Raw genomic sequence first — 23019 nt, 5'->3', positions numbered from 1 at the left:
GTAAACGAATGACAACCAAAAAGATCCGCGTAGGCGTTGTTTTTGGTGGCAGGTCTGGCGAACATGAAGTTTCCCTGGCTTCAGCCAAAGCAGTAATGGAAAACCTTGATCCAGAGAAATATGCAGTCGTACCTATTGGGATCACGAAAGCAGGGCAATGGTTACTGGGCACCGAGCCCGCAACCTTGTTGGCAGCAGAACAACCAAACGGTGGGATAGCTGATACGTTTCGCAGTGTTACCTTTACTGGTGATCCTACAGTTAAACATCTGATCCCACTCGAAGGTGGCTCCGCTCTAGGTGAACAGGGCGCGCTGGATGTCATCATTCCAGTCCTGCATGGCACGTATGGAGAAGATGGAACCTTACAGGGATTACTGGAGATGGCGAATGTGCCTTATGTCGGTTGTGGCGTGCTGGGTGCGGCTGTCGGCATGGATAAAGAGAAGATGAAGATGATCTTCGATAGCGCTGGCTTGCCTAACGTCAACTATCTGGTCTATCGCCGCAACCAATGGGCGCGCTCACCGGAAGCAATTTTAGATGCCATAGAAACTCAACTAGGCTATCCAAACTTCGTTAAACCTGTCAATCTGGGCTCTAGCGTTGGGATCAACAAGGCTCACAATCGCACCGAGTTGGAACATGCCATCAATGTCGCCGCCGAATATGATCGCAAAATTATTATTGAGCAAGGCATTAACTGCCGCGAGTTCGAGTGTGCGGTCCTGGGCAATGACGAACCCATTGTTTCGGTGGTCGGCGAAATAATTGCTAGCAATGAATTCTATGATTACAACGCCAAATATATCGATAACCAATCCCAGGCCGTCATTCCAGCGAACATTCCCCAGCAAACCACCGAAGAAATTCGCCGCTATGCAATTGCAGCATTTCAAGCTCTGGATCTTAGCGGACTCTCTCGCATTGACTTCTTTCTGGATAAAGATAGCGGCAAGATCTATATCAATGAGGTCAATACCCTGCCAGGCTTTACCGAGATCAGCATGTATCCTAAATTATGGGCGGCCAGCGGTATCCCGTATTCAGAACTCTTAGAGCGGCTCATCGAACTGGCACAAGAACGCTATGAGGATCGTCAACACAATCGTACAAATCTTTAAAGCCCTGGTATTGATGAACCTGAAGATAGCATCCAACAAATAGCGACAACTATGCGTGCACGAGACGCAGAGAAGCAAAGGTGTGGATATGGTCAAAACTACCATTCGTTCAATCACCGTTGAACCGCTCAATATTCCGCTACGCGAGCCATTTGCTATCGCGACGGGAAGCGTAATGGAAGCGCGGAACGTGCTCATCAAGCTCACACTTCAAGATGGAAGTGTGGGCTATGGTGAGTGTGCGCCCTTTCCACCCAGTACAGGTGAATCGCAGTCCACAGCTCTGGCAGCGGCTACAGGATGTATAGACCTCCTGATAGGACGAGATGCAGCCCAGTGGCGTATTCTCTCTAAATTGATACGTAGTCTTTATTTTTCACAAATGACGGTCTGCGCGGGCCTCGAAATGGCAATCCTGGATGCACTCACCCACTCCTATGGTATTCCACTCTATATATTTTTTGGTGGCGCGAGTACATTCATTGAAACAGATATGAGCATTCCTCTGGTCACACCTGAGCACGGCTATGAACTGGCAGAAGAGATTATGGCCCGCGGGATGAAGACGATCAAGGTCAAAGTCGGCGGCGATTTACGAGAGGATGTGAACCGAGTGGAAGCGATACGCAGTGGTGCACCCCATCTTGGTATCACCTTGGATGCCAATCAAGGCTATACACCCCATGAAGCCTTGCTCTGCCTTGAAGCTCTCGATGATCGTGATATTCGGCCACTTCTGCTCGAACAGCCAGGACCCAAAGATGATCTTACCGGCATGCGCTATGTGACACAACATACCACCGTTCCTGTCGCAGCGGATGAAAGCGCTTGTAGTGCGGCCGCAGTCGCACAGATCATCGCCAATCAATCCGCTACGGTGATTAACATCAAGTTAATGAAAACAGGCATTGTGGAAGCACTGGACATTGCGGCCCTCTGTCGAGCTTCACATACCCAGCTAATGATTGGAGCCATGATCGAATCCCGTCTCGCAATCAGTGCTGCCTCCCATTTTGCCGCTGGCCTGGGCGGCTTCACCTTTATCGACCTCGATACTCCCATGCTCCTCACAGAAGATCCCTTCACGGGCGGCTATGAACAAAAAGGGGGGATCTATCAGCTCTCTGAAACCGCGAGTGGTTTGGGTGTAACACCAAAATAAACATGGGTCTTTTCCCTGCTTATTTTGGTGTTATTTGCAACTAAGATGTAAGAGAGGATTACTAAGGATGCAACTCCTTAGTAATCCTCTCTTAGCGCCGCCTGATGATTTTTACCTTTTTATGCTGGTAGACGGTCAGCGAAAAGGGCTGGCTGCCCTTTACAATCCCGCTTGCTATGCTATCGATAGGCTTCGGCCTGGAGGTTGAAGAGTTCGGCATAACGACCATCCAGGGCAATAAGCTCTTGATGGGAACCTATTTCAAGCATCCGGCCATGCTCAATGACAATAATCCGATCCGCCAGGCGTACGGTGCTGAAACGATGGCTGATGAAAATGGCGGTTTTGCCAGTTGTGAGCTGCCGAAATCGGGTGAAGACGTCGTATTCAGATTGAGGATCAAGCGCGCTGGTTGGCTCATCCAGAATCAGGATACGAGCATCGCGCATAAATGCCCGAGCCAATGCGACCTTCTGCCACTCACCTCCACTCAACTGAGCACCTTCTTTAAACCAGCGTCCCAGCATCGTATCATATCCATTGTCCAACTTTTCGATCACGGCATCCGCGCCGCTCTTTTGAGCAGACTGTTCGATGAAGTCTCGGTTTTCTATTTCCGCCAGTCGCCCGATTCCAATATTCTCGCTAGCAGTAAGATGATAGCGTACAAAATCCTGAAAAATTACGCCCACATGCTGACGCAAATCCTCGAGATTATAATCACGAATAGAATGTCCTCCAATGAGAATTTCTCCTTCATCGGGATCATACAGGCGCGTCAGTAGCTTGACTAATGTTGTCTTGCCCGCCCCATTGCGTCCTACCAGCGCGACGGATTCGCCTGCCTTCACGACAAAATTGATATGACTCAGGGCAGCTTCCGTCTTGCCTGGATAAGTAAAACTGACATCGCGAAACTCAATATCCAATCCCTGTACATCTACCGGGAAGGTCAATGTAGCAGGTTGCGGTGGGGAAACAATTATGGGTTGGTATTCCATAAACTCAAAGAGTGTATTGACATACAAGGTATTTTCGTAGATGGTTGAAATGCCATCCAGGACACTTTGGAAGCTCGTACCGGCCTGAATGGATGCCTGTGTATACTTGACCAGCCCGCCCAACTTAATACGACCCAGCACGGCCTGGAGCGCTACATAGAGATAGATAGAAGAGTTGGCAATCACCGTAATGGCTGACCAGGCAAAATTACTCAGATTGCGGGGAATGATGAGCTTCTTATTCTCATCGTAGAAGGTCTCCATCAACGAGACATAGCGTGCGATAAAAAAATCACCCAGATTGAAGAGTTTAACTTCTTTATTATAATCATCCACCGTCAACACATGAGTCAGATACCACATCTTCCGCCGTTCCGGCGCTTCAGCACGCATCCTGCGGTAGCGCCGCCAGCCATAGCGACTACTGGCAATAAAAGATGGTATCGGAATAATAAAAGCAACCAGCATAAGCCACCAGGCCAGTTGAAGTAACAAAATTAACATCGAGACCAGCGTGATTAGTGTACGTGCTGTATCGAAAATCTCTGAGACGAGAATAACTGGCTTATAATTCGTCTCTTCCCGGGCATGACGTAATTTGTCATAAAATTCGGTGTTCTCAAAGAAGGAGAGATCTAATGTATTGGCCTTGTGCAGAATGCTGAGTTGAATATGATTGGCAACCTGATCCTGTAATAAGGACTGTGAAATAGTATTCAAATAGTCCATGCTCCTGCGGAGCACCCGGAACCATGAAAAGGAGGTAAAATAGGAGGTGAACCAGCGCCAAGATTCACAGATCGAGATTTTATCTAGTGGAACAAACCTGGGTTCAAATATGATCGGGATACCTGTAGGCACCCAGAACTGTGGCTCCCAGACGAGGGAAGCACGAAGGAGAATTTCTTTATGGGACGGTATCCTCTTGGCGAAACTGGTTGCATGAGCGTGAAGAAAGCAGCCCCTTTGCCAGGAGGAAAGCATGGAGAAAGATCTCATCAGTGTGGTCTTTGAACGCTGTTGTGGATTGGACATTCACAAAAAGATGATCGTGGCATGTTTGCTTCTTCGAGGAGCCAATGGGCATCTCAAAAAAGAGACGCGAACATTTAGTACGATGACGACAGGATTACTGGAGTTGTTGGATTGGCTCAAAGGAGCGAGATGCACTCATGTGGCTATGGAGAGCACAGGGGTGTTCTGGAAACCGATCTACAATGTGCTGGAAGGGGAGATGGAGGTGCTGCTGGTCAACGCGCAGCATATCAAAGCGGTTCCGGGGCGCAAAACGGATGTGAAGGATGCCGAATGGATTGCCAGTTTACTTCAACATGGCTTACTCACCGCCAGCTTTATCCCTCCTCGTCCCCAACGGGAATTACGGGAATTAACGCGCACGCGCAAAACCCTGATTGAGGAACGAGCTCGCATCGTGAACCGGATCCAGAAGGTGCTTGAAGACGCCAATATCAAACTCTCTTCGGTGGTCACTGATATCACCGGCAAAACCGCTCGGCAGATCTTGCATGCGATGCTGCAAGGAGAGCAGGACCTGGAAACCCTGGCAGGGATGGCACGTGGGAAACTGCGGAGCAAGCAGCTGCAATTGGCGCAGGCTGTTCAAGGAACGCTGCGAGCGCATCATCGCTTTGTGCTCTCGCAGCATCTGGCTCACCTGGACTTTTTAAGCCAACAGATTGAGGCGTTTGATCAGCAAATTGCCGAGCAGTTAGGCCTGGGCAACGGACCGGAAGACCCCGATCCTTCACCCTCCTCAAAGCAAGCCGCCAAAGAGGCTTTACAAGATGCTCAGTCAGAGGAAATCGTCGAGGAAGAAGAAGGCCAAACGCGGCGTCTGGGTGAGCATCGACAGGATCTTCGACGAGCCATTGAGCGCCTGGATGCGATTACGGGGATCAGTCTGCGCACCGCCGAGGTCGTGGTCGCCGAGATCGGCATCCAGATGGATCGTTTTCCGACCCAGGAGCAATTAGCATCCTGGGTCGGACTCTGTCCAGGCAACAAGGTGAGTGCAGGCAAACGGTTAAGCGGCAAAACGACCAAAGGAAATCGATGGTTGCGCACGGCCCTCATTGAAGCCGCACAAGGAGCAGCCAGCAGTAAAGGAACGTTCCTGGGAGCGTATTATCGACGCTTGTGTCAACGCATGGGCCGAAAAAAGGCCATCGTGGCAGTAGCTCATCGGATTCTGCTGACCATTTACCATGTGCTCAAAGAGGATGAGCCTTTTCGGGAATTGGGAGAGCAGTATGCCAGCGAAAAAGAGCGAGAGACCACCAAACGTCGAGCGCTTCGCCGTCTTGAGCAATTAGGGTACCAGGTCCAATTACAGCAGGCAGAGACGGCATGATCTCTGCTGCCTGCTTTTGTGGAGCGGCTATTTTCAGGAGAATTCGTCAAACAACGATCTACCAGACTCACTACCAGTTGGAGAATAACCGGCAGCCAGATGGGTGCAATTGAATGGATGAGTATACCACGTACAACGCTATCAATTACCAGTTGAGAAATAGTTACCGAGACCACAGGCGTCAGGCCACGCAAGATGCTGATAACCGCCATGGCAACCGTTAGCGGAGCATTGGCAGACCAGACCAGTTGCAGGATACGTGGCAAACTAGAGAAGGCTGCAAAGACGCGCGAGAGCTTAAAGGTTTCTTCCGAATCTTCCGTTGCGGCGGTTACACGTGTAGCAGGCATACTTCACTCCCCGGGATACTGCATAAAATAAGAAGTGCTAACAGAATAGATACATAACAAAGTATACACATTTATATTTATATATATCAGCTTCAAAACATTACAATATCTTCATAAAATGGCTCCTTCTTACAAAGAATGACTCTTGAAAAGACTCCTGGATAGGAATTACATAGAAAAAGACAAAACCTGTACAATTTTCCCTTGACATCCCCTATGTCCAGCTTCTATACTACAGTAGAAGTTTTGAATGTTGATCCACTAAGTCAACAATTGGTGAATACTAAGGAGGACAGACACATGTCTGAGTATGCACATCCAGAGGCACTCGTCGATTCAAGCTGGGTCGCGGACCATCTCAATGATGCAAATGTACGTTTGATTGAAGCCGATGAAGACGTACTGTTATACGAAGTTGGGCATATCCCTGGAGCTGTTAAACTCGACTGGCATGTCGATGTACAGGATCCACTGAGCCGCGACTTTCTTTCTAAAGAAGGGCTTGAGAAACTTTTTGCCAAATGGGGCATCAGCAACGATACGACGATTGTCCTGTATGGTGATCGCAACAACTGGTATGCTGCTTATTCATACTGGCTGTTCACCCAATATGGTCATAAAAATCTGGTGCTCTTAAACGGTGGTCGCGCCAAGTGGGAGGCCGAGGGCCGTCCTTACACAAAAGAGGTTCCTCACTTCGAAGAGACAACCTATCATGCCGAGCCTGCTGACGAGAGCATCCGCGCCTTCCGCGATCAGGTATTCGCTGGCTTGAAAGATGAGAATCTGCGCCTCGTCGATGTTCGCTCACCACAGGAATACAGCGGCGAACTGCTGCATATGGTCAACTATCCTCAGGAGGGCGCACAGCGCGCCGGACATATTCCCGGAGCCAAGAATATCCCCTGGGCTGTGACTGCCAATGCCGATGGCACCTTCAAAACAGTTGCTGAACTGCGTGATATCTATGCAGCCAAAGATGTCACACCTGATAAAAATGTCATCTCTTACTGCCGTATCGGCGAGCGTTCCGCGCATACATGGTTTGTGCTGACCCGCCTGCTGGGCTACGAGAATGTACGCAACTATGACGGCTCCTGGACCGAGTGGGGCAGCCTGGTACGTTCACCAATCGAGCGCTAATCATTCGCTAAATAACACAATTATAAAAAAGGACCCTGTCAGGAATATTCTTCCCACAGGGTCCTTTTTTATGGCCACTGCCTTGTTTTAACTTTTCGCGTAAGATTACGTATGTAATAGAAGAATAAAAGAATTGTGCAGCAATGGCGCTCGACTTACAAAGATAAACCAGTTATAATTTTCCTGCTCAAGTAATTAGATATAGTACAGGTATTTTTTGATTTTTCACTGTACATATATTCATAGCATGGAAAGACGTAATCAGCTACATGCGTCTTAAAAGGCAGGCAAAAAGATGAAATGTCCTTACTGTGGAGCAGAACTCCGCAATAATGTCCGCTTTTGTGGGAATTGCGGTAATAATGTGAGTGCTGCTTCGACAGCTACGCCTTCAAATAGCGGGATCACGCTACCAAATTCACTGAGTACAGCTACTCACTTACAAGGGGATCGCTATGCTATCAAAAAGATTCTCGGTCAGGGAGGCATGGGGACAGCATTGCTTGCCACGGATAGTCGCTTAGATGGTAAGCTTGTTGTGATCAAGGAACTGATCTCAGACAATGTTGATCAACAGCGCCGCCTGGAAGATGTGCGCAATTTTAAGCGTGAAGTCGCAACGCTGGCCCATATTGATCATCCTCTGGTACCCAATGTGACCGACCACTTTCAGGAAGGTACACGCTACTTCATGGTGCAGGAATATATCGAGGGAGAGAACCTTGAGGAGCGTCTGGAACGGACCCAAAAGCCTTTCAGCGAGCGAGAAGCATTGATCTGCGCGTCTGAGATTCTCGATATTCTGGAATATCTGGCCCAGCAGGTACCACCAATCATGCATCGCGATATCAAACCGGCCAACGTTATTATTGGGGCCAAAGATCGCCGGGCCCATCTGGTCGATTTTGGCATTGCTCGTACTGATGAGGTGCGTAATGCGCAACACAAACAAACCTCAGCACTGGGTACGCCAGGCTACGCACCACCTGAACAATATCAGGGCAACGCGGATGCGCGCTCAGATCTCTATGCATTGGCCGCCACATTGCATCATATTCTGACCAATCGCGATCCACGAGGTGAAACGCCCTTCCAATATCCTTTAGTGCGCACGCTCAACCCCGCCCTCTCACCTGAAATTGAACAGGTATTGGCGAAAACATTACAGGTCGATATGAAACAACGCTACCAGAGCGCCACCGCCATGAAGTTTGAGATCGATACCATTCTACGTCAGCGTTTTGGTGTCTCTGGCAATATCGATAGCTATACGCTGGGAAATTCTGGACAGATACCAAAAATCACAAACTCGACCGTATCCTCACCGGATCCAGCGCAGGCCGTGACTCAGCAGGGAACAATTCCAACCACATTACAGACACCACAACAACTGGGCCAAGGCTCCTGGGCGCAAACAACACCTGTTCCTCCGACGCTGTTACCATCAGTAGCACCGGTAGCATCTGGGAATACATCATCGCCCACATATCCTGTCTATCCCCAGATTCAGGCAGGTCAACAGCCCCAACCATCTCAACAGCCCCAACCACAGTGGCAACCAGCACGCAAACGCCGCCATACAGGACTGATTATTGTCCTCACAGTATTGCTGGTCTTACTATTGGCGGGGGGCTCATTGTTGATATACGCTAACCTGGGGAAAAAGACAACATCCACGCTGAGCGTTACGATGGTCAATGGTGAACCTATCGGCATTAGCGATGGCACAACCGCCATCGATACCACGCTTGAAGATGGTGCACTCAAGATACAGGCGGCGCAGGCCTTTAAACAGGCAAATGGCAATTATAATGCGACGATCTCGCTCCTCAATCAGGCACTTGGCAAGAATGAGAACGATGCGGAAGCACTGATCTATCAAGAGAATATTCATGTGCTCACTTCTGGCTCGCCATATGTGACACTGGTAATCGCGACAATGCTCAGCGGTGATCAAATACAGGTGGGACGTGATAATCTTCAAGGTGCCTATGTGGCACAAAAAGAATATAACGATGGATCGAAACTCCATGGTGGGATTCTGGTGCGTTTATTGATCGCCAACACAGGCAGCCCACATGATCCCAGCCTCAATTATAATGTCCCCAGGGTGGTGCAACAAATTGTCCAATTGCAGCAATCCGATCCCACGGTAATCGGCGTAATGGGCTGGCCTTTTAGTGGACGAACACAGGCCGCTATCAGTACGCTGAGCAACGCACACATTCCATTGGTATCCCAGACATCCTCCAGTGATATGCTTACCAATGCCTCTCCTTACTTTTTCAGGATCGTTCCCTCCAACCAGATACAGGGAATACAGGGAGCAAAATACGCTGAGCAAAACCTGCATGCGAAAAAGGTCGCGCTTTTCTATGACGATCAGGATAGTTATAGCCAGAGTCTGGCACAGGATTTTCGCCAGCAATTTGTGAATCAGGATAAAAATCAGGTTGTTGAGGAAAAATATACCATCGGAAAAGCAGATACCATTTCCAGCGCTGTCCAGCAAACACTAAGACAAAATATCGACTTGATCTACTTCTCTGGCTATGCCAGTGATGTAAGCACACTGCTCTCTAATCTCCCAGCCGGTAACTTACCCGTCATGGGGGGAGATGCGCTCTATGAATTAGGTGGCTATCAAAGCAGTGCCCGTGCCAAATTCAACCGCTTACGCTTCACTGCCTTTGCCTATCCCGATGAATGGGATGTCTTAAACCATAGCGCGCAAAAGCCAGATTTTTTCATGGAATATACCGCAGCATTTACTGCTTATGGGCCACATACTGGAGGTTCATATGGCTTTACGCGTGCGGATAATGATGTTATTCTCTCCTATGATGCAACCATTGCCTTGCTAACTGCGTACAATAATGCATTGAACACAGGAAAGCAACATCCAACCGTTGAGGACGAGCGTCAGGCTTTACATACGCTCAACGGTACCAATGCCATCCAGGGAGTAAGTGGGCAAATTGCTTTTGGCGCGAATGGAGATCCCACTGATAAAGCGATTGTGGTGCTCTATGTCGATCCAATGGGACGTATCCATATGGAACCTACACTTCTGGGACGCTTTTTAAAGTAGGGGTTGTGTGGCGATAATGCCAGCATACATAATCACTACACACAAGATAACTACGAGATTGGAATAACAGGCACAACTATGAAATGTCCTTTTTGCGGCACGGTAAATCCGGCCGGTGAAACCTTTTGTGCCAATTGTGGTGGTTACCTGGACTCATCTGTGAATGAGCAAACCGTTGTTGGGCAAGTGAGTCCAACGACAAATAATCCTGTAACCAGCCCGGGCCAGGTGGGGAATAGTAGTAGTAGTGGTGGAATTGGTACAACAACTAATGGAGGCGGTAGAGGTACTTCCAGTACCCTGACTCCCAATGCACAGTTACAAAATGGCCGCTATGTGGTCGAAAAAGTTTTGGGTCAGGGTGGTATGGGCGCAGCGGTATTAGCACGTGATACTCGCGTCTCCAACAAACGCGTCGTGATTAAAGAGTTAATCTCAGATGAGAGCGATGCGCAACAACGTCAGGAGGATGTCCATAATTTCGAGCGTGAGGTAGATACGCTGGCAGATCTGGATCATCCTCTGATTCCAACGGTGACCGATAGTTTTCAAGAAGCGTCGCGCTACTATATGGTGCAAGAATATGCTCCAGGCGAAAATCTGGAAGATCATATGGAGCGCACCCAAAAATCGATGCCTGAACTTGAAGCACTTACCTATATTTCACAGGTATTGGATATTCTCGAATATCTGGGAACGAAAAAGCCTCCTATTGTACATCGTGATATTAAACCAGCGAACATTATTATTAGCGCGCGCGATAAACGCGCCCGCCTGGTAGACTTCGGCATTGCACGCGCGGATGAGGCAAAACACGCCAAACGCAAACAAACGACCGCGCTGGGCACCCCAGGCTACGCGCCGCCCGAACAATATCAGGGTAACGCAGATGCGCGTTCGGATCTCTATGCGCTGGCCGCCACGCTCCACCATCTGGTCACTAATCGCGATCCGCGTAATTATCCACCGTTTAATTATCCACCCGCTCGCAGTATCAATCCTCAGGTTTCTCCTGAGCTTGAACGCATTCTTGAACGCGCATTGACCATTGATGTCACCAAACGCTATCAAAACGCAGCGGAAATGAAAGGTGCGATCGACGCACTATTGCAAAATCGTTTCCATACCACAAGCGAGAACAGCAGTTATCTCCTCAATTCAGCACCATTGCGGACGGTGCCAGCCCCTCCCACCCCCCCGACACCGCCCACCAAACCTGCCTATAATCAAGGCTATGGCCCGGTCAGAAGCACACCTGCACCTCCTGCCAATCCCTATCCCATCAATAACCAGGCTCAACGACCAGGAGGACGCTGGGGGAATCAACAGCAAATCCAGCAGTTTCCGCCACGCCAACAGAAAAAAGAAGTCAACTATATGCTATGGAGCCTGCTGCTCCTGATTATTGTCATCGTCATCATCGCATTCCTCTTTTTCAGCTTACATGCAGGACCAACCATCCCACCTGGAGGCGGAGCCCATCCCATTGGCAATACCAGCCAGATAACTCAGAAAAATCCATCCGCCAACAACAACTCAACCAGTAGTAATTCTATCAGCGTCACGATGATCAATGGCGAGCCCATCGGCTTAAGTGATGGTCACTTCGTCTTTGATACCTCGCGCAGAAACGCACAATATAAAAAAGAAGCCGTTGCGGCAATGCAACACAACAATGATAGTCAGGCAGCAACCTACTGGACGGACGCCGTGAATGGCAAATCAAGCAACGGGGATTCTGGTGATGCTGAGGCACATATTTATCAAGAAGATCTACGCGTCCTTAACTCCAATAGCCCCTATCTCACCTATGTCATAGGCACCGTCCTCAGCGGAAACAATACGGGAACCGGAGCAGATAATCTCCAGGGAGCCTATGTTGCTCAGCACGAATGGAATAGTCAGCATACCCTGGGACAACTTCAAATCCGTCTGATTATCGCTAATACCGGCAGCAATGAGGCCAACGCTACCACCGTTGCCAATCAAATTGTGCAAGCAGCAGCTAAAGATCATAGTATTGTGGGAGTCATGGGCTGGTCATTCAGCGCACACGCAGAGAACGCATCCACAATCCTGACAAGAGCAAAAATTCCCATGGTCTCGGCTACCGCTTCTAGTGATGCCCTTACGAATAGCTCGACATATTTCTTCCGCGTTGCCCCATCTAATAATACCGAGGCCAGCGTGGCAGCGACCTACGCCGAAAATCAACTGCGCGCGAAAAAAGCCGTCATCTTTATGGATGACTCAGACTCCTATAGTCAGAGCCTGGGCAATGACTTCCAGTCCTCTTTTACGGCCAGCACTATTGGTGGTCAAATTACGCAAGTCATCCCCTACCAGCGCAATAACAAACAGTCTATCCTTATGGGTCTGCAGAAACTGACCGCTGATCCGGGACTGATCTATTTCGCGGGCTACGCCAACGATGTCGATACGCTCTTGACAGGGCTACCCAATCAGCCACAACTGGCAAACACGCAAATTTTAGGAGGTGATGCTCTCTACGAACTTGGAGGCTACACCCAGCAAGCGCGTCCTAATCTCTATCGTCTACATTTCACCGCCTTTGCCTATCCTGATGAATGGGATGTACTTGGTCATAGCAAGCAGAAGCCAGCCTTCTTCCAGAATTACATAGCGGACTTTAGTGGGGCAAATACAACGACAGTGTATGGCTATGTACGGCCAACTAACAATGCAATACTTTCCTACGATGCCATGGTTGCCCTGCTCACAGCAAGTAAGCAAGCAATCAGAGGAGGAACCTCTCTGACCGCTACTGATCTTCAAGCAGCGTTAACTCAGATCAAAAACCTGCAAGGCGTGAGTGGACAGATTACTTTCGGTGCCGATGGAAATCCTGTCAATAAAGCAGTTGTAATCTTATCTTTTGACAAAGGTCAGCGTATTCACATGGAAAATAACCTTGGAAGTGGAACATTCCTGGCACATTAGGACAGGACAGGAAAACAGAACGAGAACGAGAACGAGGGATGTCATCTGGCATCCCTCGTTCTCGTTCTCGTTCTGTTTATTGTAGTAAACGCTTCAGTTCCTCGGAGGTCAGTTGTTCAATGGCGACGGTTTTGTGACGGCTGGTCGCCCCACGAACAATGGTAATAGAGCGTTTGGGAAGCGCGAGTTGCTGGGCAAGTAGAGCTATCAACGCCTCATTGGCTGCGCCATCTACAGGAGGAGCAGTCAGACGGGCCTTGATTTTAGTACCGTCCCACTCTAATTTGTTCCGGCCACTGCGCGGGATGACACGAACTGACAGCAGCATCTGCCTACCAGCCCAGGGGTCTGACAGCTTGTAACAACAAAATTTGCACAGTTTGCAACATAAACCAGGCCACGAAAAAGGAGAGGTCCAGCACCCACATCTGACCTATCACACGCCGGATCGGCACGATAAAAGGATCGGTCAGGCGGGCCAGAAAACGGATAAAAACATTGCGCTCGTCAATGCGAAACCAGGATGCGATAGCCCGGACCAACATTGCCAGGATCAAAAAGCTGATACCATAGTTGATCAGATAGGTGAAGATGGGTACAGGCAACGGCGGTGGCGTATACATAATTACTCCTGAACAGTACGAACTTCGATAAAGGTAAACCCAAAGAGCTTACGACGAGTGATATCGGTGACGCGAACACCAGTAACGTCGGGCAAGGTCGTAAAGTGCTTCTGAACATATTCCCCAACAGGACGGGCCGCCATCCAGCCTGCGACCGAAGAAGCCGCAGTCGATGCCACACGCGTACGATTATTGCTGGAAGCCATACCCAGTAATGTCCCAATCGTTACCATTGAGACACCCACGGCCAGATTCGTTCCACAATTGGGGTGAATCGCCAGTTCAGCTTCACCCGCCAGGAGACGCCGTAAAGCCTCATCCAGGGCTCGCCGTAACAGGCCCAGATCGACATCCCCAAAGATAATAAAACCATCGTTATTTGAACGGGCGCTGACACTTAAAGATGGATCCATAGTCGCCATGATTGTAAATGTAGCATGCTCTAGTGCATGATTTTGCCTGGTACGTCGGCTAAACAACAAATCATCGAACTTCATAAAGGATCTCCTTTCACACAGCCAGCCTGCAACCGTAGTTGTCAGATAGCCTGGACCCGCAGCCGCTCAACAAGCGAGAGGTTGTTTGACCTGAATTCGTTCGCCAAAAATCGCACGCCCTACCCGTACAATCGTCGCACCCTCTTCAATGGCAACGGGATAATCATCAGTCATCCCCATCGAAAGATGTTCCCAGTTTACAGCAGGGAATTGTTGGCGTAGCTCATCTCGCAATTCACGCAAGGCGCGAAAGACTGGACGAACCTGCTCGGCATCCTCAACCAATGGCGCGACCGTCATTAATCCACACACCTCCAGTTGGGGAAGGGAAAGAATTTGACGCACAATACCAGGAGCATCCGCTGCTGACATACCTTCCTTGCTGGCTTCACCGGAAATGTTTACCTGTAAGAAAACTGCTTGTCGTAATGATTCTCCTGTGGCCTGGCTCTTTTTTTCCACGGCACGCTGTAAGGCTTCAGCCGCATGAAAACTATCAATGCTATGAATATACGCAAAAGAAGCCGCCGCTTTATTGGCTTTGTTTGTCTGCACATGCCCGATCATATGCCAGCGGAGATCGGCTGGACAAAAGGCAGCCTGCTTTTCCAGGGCTTCCTGGATACGGTTTTCGCCAAAATCTCTCATTCCTAAATTATACGCTATCTTTATGAATTCGAGTGGCTTTGTTTTGGAGACTGCTACCAGTGTAATTTCCTCTGGTGAGCGTCCAGCACGTCGCGCCGCCTCAGCAATCGTAGTGCGTACATGGGCAATATTCTCAGCAATTAACGCTTCCTGGCTGATAGGGGGCTGGTTTATCACGGTTCTCTCTCTACTGATCACAACAGAACAATTTCATTTTATTATATCAATATTGTACACCAGATGTGATGGTCAGAATGCAAAACCAACCGTCAAACGATCAGGCTCAAGGCCATCAATGTTCATCTTTCTGCAACATTTCCAGGAGCACCCCATTGGTGCCTTTGGGATGCAGAAAGATGGCGCGTCCCTCGGCAGCTATTCTTGGCTGCTGGTCAAGAACGACGACACCTTTCGCCTTCAACTCCTGCAGGGTCGCATCGATATCATCAACTTCCAGACAGATATGATGCATACCCTCACCGCGCTTCTCCAGGAAGCGCATCAGACTTGAATCGGGAGTCATCGGCTCGATCAATTCAATCTTGCTAGCCAGCGGACCACCTGGAGACAAGAAGGCAATACGTATCTGTTCCGTAGGCACCTCTCTGATCTCATCTGGCTCAATTCCCAGGGTATCTCGATAAAAAGCGACCGCTTGTTCCAGTTCGCGCACAAGAATCGCTACATGGTCAATACGTCTGGACATCTTCACACTGCCTTTTTCATTCAGATAGCAGGCCAGCGCGTGTGCTAGCTTGCCACCACGGTATGGAGATTGGTCAGATCTAAACGATGCGGCACTACCGCAAACAGGCCGGTACTGCTGCTACGCTGGATCAAACTGGTGACGGTTTGTAACGCCATCAAGGCACTGACCCGTGTAGTTTCATCATACTCTAATACTGCAGACATATGCTCAAATTCAGCCTGGGTCAGCACTTCATAATTTAAATCAGGCTCAAACAGAATGCTTAAATCCAGATCCACATAGGAGAGTTGATTCAATACAATGTGGGCAGGCTGTATAATATTGGCATATGTGTGAATCAAGACATCTTGATTATAGAAGGCACTGAGCATAAACCAGCGTCCCGGCCAATAAAATTGCACACAATTATTGCGCAGATCGCGTGTCCCTGAGGCCCAATTCATAGGGGTACCGGCAGGAAGCCATAAACGCACACAATCATCGGTCACTGCGGACGATAATTCTGTTCCCAGTTGAACCTGCGGCTGTATACTATACGCTCTCCACGAGCCCCGCAACAACTTGTCATAACTATGGCACTCCACTCTAAAATCACGTTGCATACATTACTCCCTTCTCGCTATTTATAGTAAGGAATATAGGCAAAATCGTCAAGTAAAAACTGCGTATTCCGCGACTCTTATAAACGAAACCTCAGAAACTGTTCCATATTATATCTCTATCATAACAAAACAACTCCGTGAATCCATCCAATACAGCCCACCGGCAGGATAGCCAGGCTCTCATGTACGGTTATGCTATCTCGTTACAGAGTAGCTCTTCTTCTAAAGCTATTCAATATCATAGGTGTGTTGTACAATAAAGAACGATTGCAGAGAAGAATTTCATCATCCCATACAGTAGAAAAATGGATTTGTATGCGTTGCCTGAATTGCCAGACAGTAAACCCACCGAATGCGAAATTTTGCCTTGAATGTGGAAAGAATCTGACTGCCTGTCCTCATTGCGGTACCATTAATCCCACCGGAGCAAAGTTTTGCATCGAATGCGGAAATTCATTGCTACCCAAACAGTATGCAGATAAAGCATCTACGGTAGCTTATGAGCCAGTCGTTGAGAGTGAAGCACTCCATACATTATCAGCCAGACAACCTGTAATAGTTGAAGCGCCAGCGGCAGTGCCACCCACAGTTGTACATACAGCAGAAGAGGAGCGACGGGTGGTGACGGTTATGTTTGCTGATATCACGGGCTCGACCCCATTGGCGGATCGACTCGATCCAGAGGATATGCGTGCCATCCTGGCAGGTTATTTTAATTTGATGACCGCACAGATCCGTAAACACGATGGGACCGTGGAAAAATATATTGGCGATGCGGTCATGGCAGTGTTCGGTTCACCCATCACGCATGAAGATGATCCTGGCCGCGCGATACGGGCCGCGCTGGATATGCAGGCCGCCCTGACACTCTTCAATGAACAGCGCCTGGTGCGTGATCCTGAGGCGACTCGACTCCAGATGCGCATCGGCATCAATACGGGTGAGGTAGCGACTCCGGGGATCACTGCGACACGCTATCAGGATTTCCTGATCACGGGCGATGCGGTGAATATGGCTGCTCGCTTGCAGCAAACGGCAATGCCCGATACGATCCTGGTGGGAGAGCGGACCTATCTATCCAGCCGCGCAGTGTTTGATTTTCAAGCCGTGGCCCCCTTACACGTCAAGGGAAAAACCGAGCCACTCACAGCCTATGTGGTACTCAAGCTATGTGAACCCACCGGCATTATTGAGCAGCATCCGCGTGGGTTGATCAGCCGTGCTAGCAGACTGGTGGGACGGGGTCTCGAATTGACCTTACTCCATGCCAGTTACGCACGTGTCCAGACTGAACGACATCCACATCTCATCACCATTCTGGGTACGCCCGGTATTGGTAAAACACGCCTGGTACGTGAATTCATCACACGTGAACAAGAATTAGTCAAAAGTACCTCACCCATTGGAGAGCTGGTACCGCCGCTGATCCTTAAAGGACGTTGCCCTCCCTATGGCGAAGGTATTACCTACTGGCCCTTAATCGAAATTCTACGCTCGATGCTCCATGTCCAGGAGGATGATACCGATGAGAGTATTCAGTTGCGCTTCATCGATTTCTTGCGTACCACATTTACAGCGGCGCAACGCTCTGAAGTACCCGAGGAGATCGCGGAGACGTTGCTACGCCACATCGGACAGGGCTTGATTGGGAAGAAGCGCCGGGAAGATGAGTCAGGCTACGAAAGACCTGGTAAGGTAGCGACACAGACACCTACAAAGGGAACACAATCAAAACAAAATTGTGCCCCGATCGCGCTCTTGCGGGCCTGGCGCATACTCTTAGAGGCTCTGGCAGAACGCCAACCGCTGATCATTATCATTGATGACCTGCAATGGGCGGACGAAGCTTTACTGGATCTCTTTGAATATCTTACAGATCGCGTGACTGCGGTCCCCATCCTCATTCTCTGTCCCGCCCGACCGGATTTCCTGGAACACCGCCGCGATTGGGGCAGCGGTCAGAGAAACTTTACCATGATTGAGCTGGATGCTCTGACCAGTGAAGAGAGTAATGATCTTATCGATGCCTTGCTCAATACCAATGAATTGCCAGAAAACTTACGCTATACGATTATGGCCCGTTCAGAGGGTAACCCCTTCTTTGTGGAAGAGATTGTGCGAATGTTTATCGATCAGAAAATTCTGATACGTGGAGAAAGCTCCGAGCGGGGACAAGATTGTTGGATGGTCAATTATCCCAAATATACTTATCCAGGAGAATTTAGCCAGCCGCTCCAATTGGTAAACGATGAGTTGCATTCGGAAGAGCCGCTCAATTCTCCCTATTTGCTTCCATTACCCTACGTTCCCGACACCATTCAGGGCGTACTGGCGGCACGCGTGGATCTGCTGAATCCTACTGATAAATTGATATTGCAGCACTGCGCTATTATCGGCCGCACATTCTGGCTTTCAGCCCTGTTAGAGTTGGGAGCCAGCACGAATGCGGATACCATTATTAATGCGCTGGTATCGCTGATGCACCATGATTTTATCACCGAGATTACGACCAAAATGGTCAGCCCTATCACGTCAGATCGCACTTTTATCTTCAAGCATATCCTGACACGCGATGTCGTCTATAACAATATCCCACGTCAACGGCGGTCACGCGAACATACTCAGATGGCGCTCTGGCTCGAAGATCATACCACCACCAAGCAAGCAAGCTTTGTCGAGTTGATTGCCCATCATTTTCAGCGCGCACTCACCACCTGGTCGCCTAATGCAACCATTGATACACTTGAAATCATTAAACAGAAATATCCGACAACGCAATCCATACGGCTCACACGCGCCGATTTGCGGGCGCAAGCTATCAATTACTTAACGATTACCGGGGATCAGGCAATGGACTGCTATTACGCGCTAAGAGCCTTACAGGCCTATACTGATGCCATGGAGTTTCTCGATGAGAGTCAGGCTGATGCCTATACACGCAGCCAGATGCTCTATAAAATTGGGGAAGCTCACGCACAGCGCGGGAACCTTGATAGCGCCTGGCTTCAATTCCGCCGTGCCCTCCAACTCGTCTTGCCAGCAACACCACAAACAGATAAGTTCTATTTGCTCAAGATCTATAATCAGCTTTCATTATTAGCAACGCGCTCATTGGCGCTCTTTGACAGTCCACCAGATCCACAAGAGATACAGTCCTACGTCAATGCTGGCCTGGCCTTGCTTGAAGATATGCCAGCGAGCCGTGAACATGTGTCCTTTCTTACCTATCTGGTTTTCTGGTTTATTACTCAATTAGATGAAGCGCCGGTCGAGCAAAAAAACATGCTGGCAGAACAAGGATTGCAGAAAGGTGAGCAGGCACTACGTATGGCCGAAGAGCTTGGAGATCCCATCATACTCTCCCTCACGTTGGACGCCATGGGCTTTATCTATGCGCAATACTATCGCCGCTATCGCAAGGCACGCGAGATCCTGAACCGTCGCCTGCAACTGGAACATCTGATTACGAATCGAGAAGAACTGTATGATCTCTATATAACATTAGGAGGCACTTATCAGACCATTGCCGAGTATGCAACCGCTTTAACCTATTATGGGAAGGCCTGGAGTAATGCACTCGCGATGGAGAGCCCTCCCATGGTCTTGTCGAGTATGGTTGGACGCATGAATACATGGTATCGCTGGAACCGCTGGGATGAGGCACAGCAGGTGGCACACGAGATCCTGCAATTCATTGAGAAGTATCAACAGGATGAAAAACGCCAGCTCTGGGCACTGGAAACTCTGGCAACTATCGCCTATCATCGTGGTCAACAAGAGGAAGGCGATAAATATACGCGGCAATATAAACGGCTGACTGATCAGAATAGCGAACGGATATCGAATGACAATCTCCCATGTATGGGAACGAAAATACATGCCATCCATTTAGCCCAGGAGGATTGGCCGCGAGCTCTGGAGGATTATCGCTATAAAGTACAGAAAAGCGAACCATTTCCCGATCCGGCAATTCTGGTGACGCTAGTCGAGTTGCTGATAATAAATGAGGAAACGGAACAGCAAGAGGATTTGTTTGATCGTGCCGTCACGCTTTGTGAAAATGCTGGTTCGAACAAGAGTCTCGCGGTAGCGTTGCGCGCACGCGGACGCCTGGCCCTGCAAAAACAGCAATGGGAACAGGCAGAAGCTGATTTACGACGTTCCAATCACTATTGTGAAAAACTTGATCTGCCCTGGGAACGGGCTCATACACTGCATTATCTGGGTCTATTCTACAAATGCCGTGCGGATACACGGGATACAGATGAGGCCCGAGAGCTGCGGAAAAGCGACCTGGATCTGACATGCTACTATCTGGAACAAGCGCTGGGCTTTTATGAGTCGCTCTCTGCAACCCCATCAGCACAACGTGTACGCAAAGAACTGGCCGCTGTGAATGCGTTGGACAAAAAAAACATCATTGGCTAAAGCCATAAGCGTGTGGAATCCCAGATGGCCCCCATGGTGGGCGGTAAGGCGACAATCTGGATATAGGAGAGATTGACATGAGCGGCTAACAAGGAGAGACGCATATTTTCCAGTGCCAACTGAGGTGTATTATTGGTACGGCTTAAATGGGCAAGCCAGAGCCAGCGCATCCCGCCTTCGCGCCAGATACGCAGCACAGCTTCGGCTGCCTGATCGTTGGCAAGATGGCCTGTAGGACTGAGAATACGGCGCTTGAGCATCCAGGGATAGGGGCCACGCCGCAAGCGCTCCCGGTCATGGTTAGATTCCAGAATCAGGAGATCAGCATGTTGCATCTGTTCAAGCATTGCCAGGGTAACTTCCCCGCTATCCGTCACCAAACAGACACGACATCCACCCGCCTCTAATAGATAACCACAAGGGGCAGTGGCATCATGCGAGATAGCAAATGAGGTGATTGTGATATCACCAACAATGCGCCGGGTACCGCTGGGAAAGACCAATGCCGAAAATAAATATTGAGAAGCTGGCGATGTTGAAAACGCACCATCCGCTACCGCTACGCCTATCTGCCCGGGTTGGCTCTCCAATAACGCAGCATTAGCTGTATCTGCTCCATTTTTTGTCAGCAGGACTTCAGGTTGTGTGTCAGTATCAGACTTTTGATAGGCTGGCACCAGTTTACCTGAGTCAGTGCTCCAGACGCCAGTGACAATGCCCTCTTGAATAGCTTTCAATGTGTGGGTATTGGCAATGACAGGCAAAGAATGATTTTTCACCAGCACAGGAATGCCTCGTACATGATCACTATGCTCATGCGTAACCAGAATACCCTGTAGCTGCAATGGCGATACTCCAACCGAGGCCAGACGTGTTGTTAACATGCGTGCGCTTAAACCCGCATCCAGCAAAAGCCTGGTCCTGCCTTGAGGACCAGCCTCCACGAGATAAGCATTACCACTACTACCACTTCCGAGAGAGACAACACGCATGATCAAGATACCTCATTGCAATACTAAAAGAAGTAGAAATACTAGAATGATATACCATGGCTGCTAGTTAGGAACAGGAGGTCAATTTCTTTGATCGTGAAGGCCTAATAGGTGTTGAGCGTTGCCTCCCAGGATCATTGCCAGCGACTGTGTATCTATGCCGGTCTGTTGAATATGAGCTATCACACGTTTTTGACGTAGCAATCCAAAATCACTGGCGAAAAGAATGCGCTCCGCGCCAACCAATTGGGCCACCGACTTAAAAATATCTGATCGGTAGAGATAAGGGGACGCAGCAGTATCATACCACACGTGCGAGGCGAGGCGCTGGATTTCTGGCATCAGCGTATAGAATGGCAGCCCGCCTCCCCAATGAGCGGCAATAAAGCGGATATCGGGAAAGGCAGTGAGAAAAGTAACAATATCCTGCACCGAAACATCACCTTTGCCAGGATAGAGATGCCCAACCGGTTCGCTACAATGGGAGAGTACTAACAACTGATAATGGCGTACAATCTCCATCAAAGGAGTAAGGAGAGGGATATCACTGAGACGATAGCCCTGGCCGTGTGGCATTAATTCTCCCAGACCAATCATACCGGCCTGAGCGCAACGTTCTAATTCATGTTGCGCCCGTACTCCTGCCGTAGGTTGGATAACCGCCATACCATAAATGCGACCAGGATAGCGTCGCATGGCATCAATCACATAGCTATTGGTAGCCTCGATTAATGCAGGATCGGTCCAGCCAAAGGAAAAAGTAACGGAAGCGTCCACACCAGAAATAGCCATTTCAGTCACAAGATCTTCCGCGCTGGCCATACGAGATTTGGGATTAGAATAGAGGGCAGCGAACCAGGGATCACGCTCACAATAACGAGCGCGGTGCTTGCATATTTCTGGTGGAAATATATGGGTATGAAAGTCAATGAGCATATCCCTGCTCCTCTTCAACACAAAAAAGGACTTGCCAAAAGCAAATCCTACTTGTATGGGTCTGAACCACTGAAAAGTGCATTTCCTCAATTTTGCCGAGCGCTTTCCTGTCAGCTTTGTTGAAGCAGACGACGCGCCATCCATTGTAGAGCCACGATGAAGATACAAATGTGTGAAACAAGCCGTACGATCATTAGGGCGGCTTCGCTGCACCTGTTACCAGGCTTGCACGTGCCGTCTATCAACCAGGTGTTCTGCCTGGGATCTTGATCTCACGAAGAGATGGGAAAACTTATCTTGGGTGCGGCTTCGCGCTTAGATGCCTTCAGCGCTTATCCCTTCTCGACATAGCTATCCAGCTCTGGCCCGGGCGGGCCAACT

At 49.3% G+C, this 23019-nt stretch carries 16 protein-coding genes and 1 rRNA gene; 7 read left to right on the top strand and 10 right to left on the bottom strand.

Annotated features, from left to right (window positions below):
* Positions 1–8 precede the first annotated feature (8 nt).
* A complete protein-coding gene (locus F1593_RS16240) occupies positions 9–1124 on the top strand; it encodes a D-alanine--D-alanine ligase family protein (RefSeq protein ID WP_149402613.1) in 1116 nt (371 codons plus the stop codon).
* 88 nt (positions 1125–1212) lie between these two features.
* Positions 1213–2286, top strand: coding sequence for a dipeptide epimerase (locus F1593_RS16235; RefSeq protein ID WP_149402612.1), 1074 nt, complete (start codon positions 1213–1215; stop codon positions 2284–2286).
* 179 nt (positions 2287–2465) lie between these two features.
* On the opposite strand, the gene F1593_RS16230 is transcribed toward F1593_RS16235, so the two are convergent.
* The gene (locus F1593_RS16230) at positions 2466–4007 is read right to left on the bottom strand and encodes an ABC transporter ATP-binding protein (RefSeq protein ID WP_172632170.1); all 1542 of its coding nucleotides are present in this window, start codon (positions 4005–4007) and stop codon (positions 2466–2468) included.
* Positions 4008–4269: 262 nt separating this feature from the next.
* Here F1593_RS16230 and F1593_RS16225 point away from each other — a divergent pair, with 262 nt between their 5' ends.
* The 4 genes from F1593_RS16225 to F1593_RS16210 all read left to right on the top strand — a co-directional run bounded on the left by F1593_RS16225 (position 4270) and on the right by F1593_RS16210 (position 13203).
* On the top strand, positions 4270–5658 hold the full coding sequence (locus F1593_RS16225) for an IS110 family RNA-guided transposase (RefSeq protein ID WP_149402610.1): 1389 nt from the start codon (positions 4270–4272) through the stop codon (positions 5656–5658).
* 650 nt (positions 5659–6308) lie between these two features.
* Positions 6309–7151 (top strand): sulfurtransferase, encoded by an 843-nt coding sequence (locus F1593_RS16220; RefSeq protein WP_149402609.1) that lies wholly within the window; start codon positions 6309–6311, stop codon positions 7149–7151.
* Positions 7152–7446: 295 nt separating this feature from the next.
* Positions 7447–10242 carry a protein kinase domain-containing protein gene (locus F1593_RS16215; RefSeq protein ID WP_149402608.1) on the top strand — a complete coding sequence of 932 codons (2796 nt, stop codon included), beginning with the start codon at positions 7447–7449 and terminating at the stop codon, positions 10240–10242.
* A gap of 78 nt (positions 10243–10320) precedes the next feature.
* A complete protein-coding gene (locus F1593_RS16210; RefSeq protein WP_149402607.1) occupies positions 10321–13203 on the top strand; it encodes a protein kinase domain-containing protein in 2883 nt (960 codons plus the stop codon).
* A 76-nt stretch (positions 13204–13279) separates the two neighbouring features.
* On the opposite strand, the gene F1593_RS16205 is transcribed toward F1593_RS16210, so the two are convergent.
* From F1593_RS16205 to F1593_RS16180, 6 genes are all read right to left on the bottom strand, one after another.
* On the bottom strand, positions 13280–13531 hold the full coding sequence (locus F1593_RS16205; protein WP_149402606.1) for a DUF167 domain-containing protein: 252 nt from the start codon (positions 13529–13531) through the stop codon (positions 13280–13282).
* A 4-nt stretch (positions 13532–13535) separates the two neighbouring features.
* On the bottom strand, positions 13536–13826 hold the full coding sequence (locus tag F1593_RS16200; protein WP_149402605.1) for a YggT family protein: 291 nt from the start codon (positions 13824–13826) through the stop codon (positions 13536–13538).
* Positions 13827–13828: 2 nt separating this feature from the next.
* Positions 13829–14323, bottom strand: a complete 495-nt coding sequence (locus F1593_RS16195; protein WP_149402604.1) for a DUF6391 domain-containing protein — start codon at positions 14321–14323, stop codon at positions 13829–13831.
* A 66-nt stretch (positions 14324–14389) separates the two neighbouring features.
* A complete protein-coding gene (locus F1593_RS16190; protein WP_216368884.1) occupies positions 14390–15148 on the bottom strand; it encodes a YggS family pyridoxal phosphate-dependent enzyme in 759 nt (252 codons plus the stop codon).
* 115 nt (positions 15149–15263) lie between these two features.
* Positions 15264–15677 (bottom strand): methylmalonyl-CoA epimerase, encoded by a 414-nt coding sequence (gene mce / locus F1593_RS16185; RefSeq protein WP_149402603.1) that lies wholly within the window; start codon positions 15675–15677, stop codon positions 15264–15266.
* 44 nt (positions 15678–15721) lie between these two features.
* Positions 15722–16282: a ribonuclease FAU-1 family protein gene (locus tag F1593_RS16180; protein WP_149402602.1), complete on the bottom strand. Its 561-nt coding sequence runs from the start codon at positions 16280–16282 to the stop codon at positions 15722–15724.
* A 315-nt stretch (positions 16283–16597) separates the two neighbouring features.
* On the opposite strand from F1593_RS16180, the gene F1593_RS16175 reads away from it, so the two are divergent.
* On the top strand, positions 16598–20710 hold the full coding sequence (locus F1593_RS16175) for an adenylate/guanylate cyclase domain-containing protein (RefSeq protein WP_172632169.1): 4113 nt from the start codon (positions 16598–16600) through the stop codon (positions 20708–20710).
* Here F1593_RS16175 and F1593_RS16170 read toward each other — a convergent pair.
* The 3 genes from F1593_RS16170 to F1593_RS16160 form a co-directional block, all read right to left on the bottom strand.
* On the bottom strand, positions 20707–21702 hold the full coding sequence (locus F1593_RS16170; protein WP_149402600.1) for an MBL fold metallo-hydrolase: 996 nt from the start codon (positions 21700–21702) through the stop codon (positions 20707–20709). The genes F1593_RS16175 and F1593_RS16170 overlap by 4 nt on opposite strands.
* A gap of 81 nt (positions 21703–21783) precedes the next feature.
* Entirely contained in the window at positions 21784–22638 is an 855-nt protein-coding gene (locus F1593_RS16165; protein ID WP_172632168.1) for an amidohydrolase family protein, read from the bottom strand.
* A 173-nt stretch (positions 22639–22811) separates the two neighbouring features.
* A 23S ribosomal RNA gene (locus tag F1593_RS16160) occupies positions 22812–23019 on the bottom strand; the annotation flags it as partial.

It is taken from the genome of Dictyobacter arantiisoli, assembly GCF_008326305.1.
Lineage (GTDB): Bacteria > Chloroflexota > Ktedonobacteria > Ktedonobacterales > Ktedonobacteraceae > Dictyobacter > Dictyobacter arantiisoli.
This window is presented reverse-complemented; position numbering and strand designations above follow the sequence as displayed.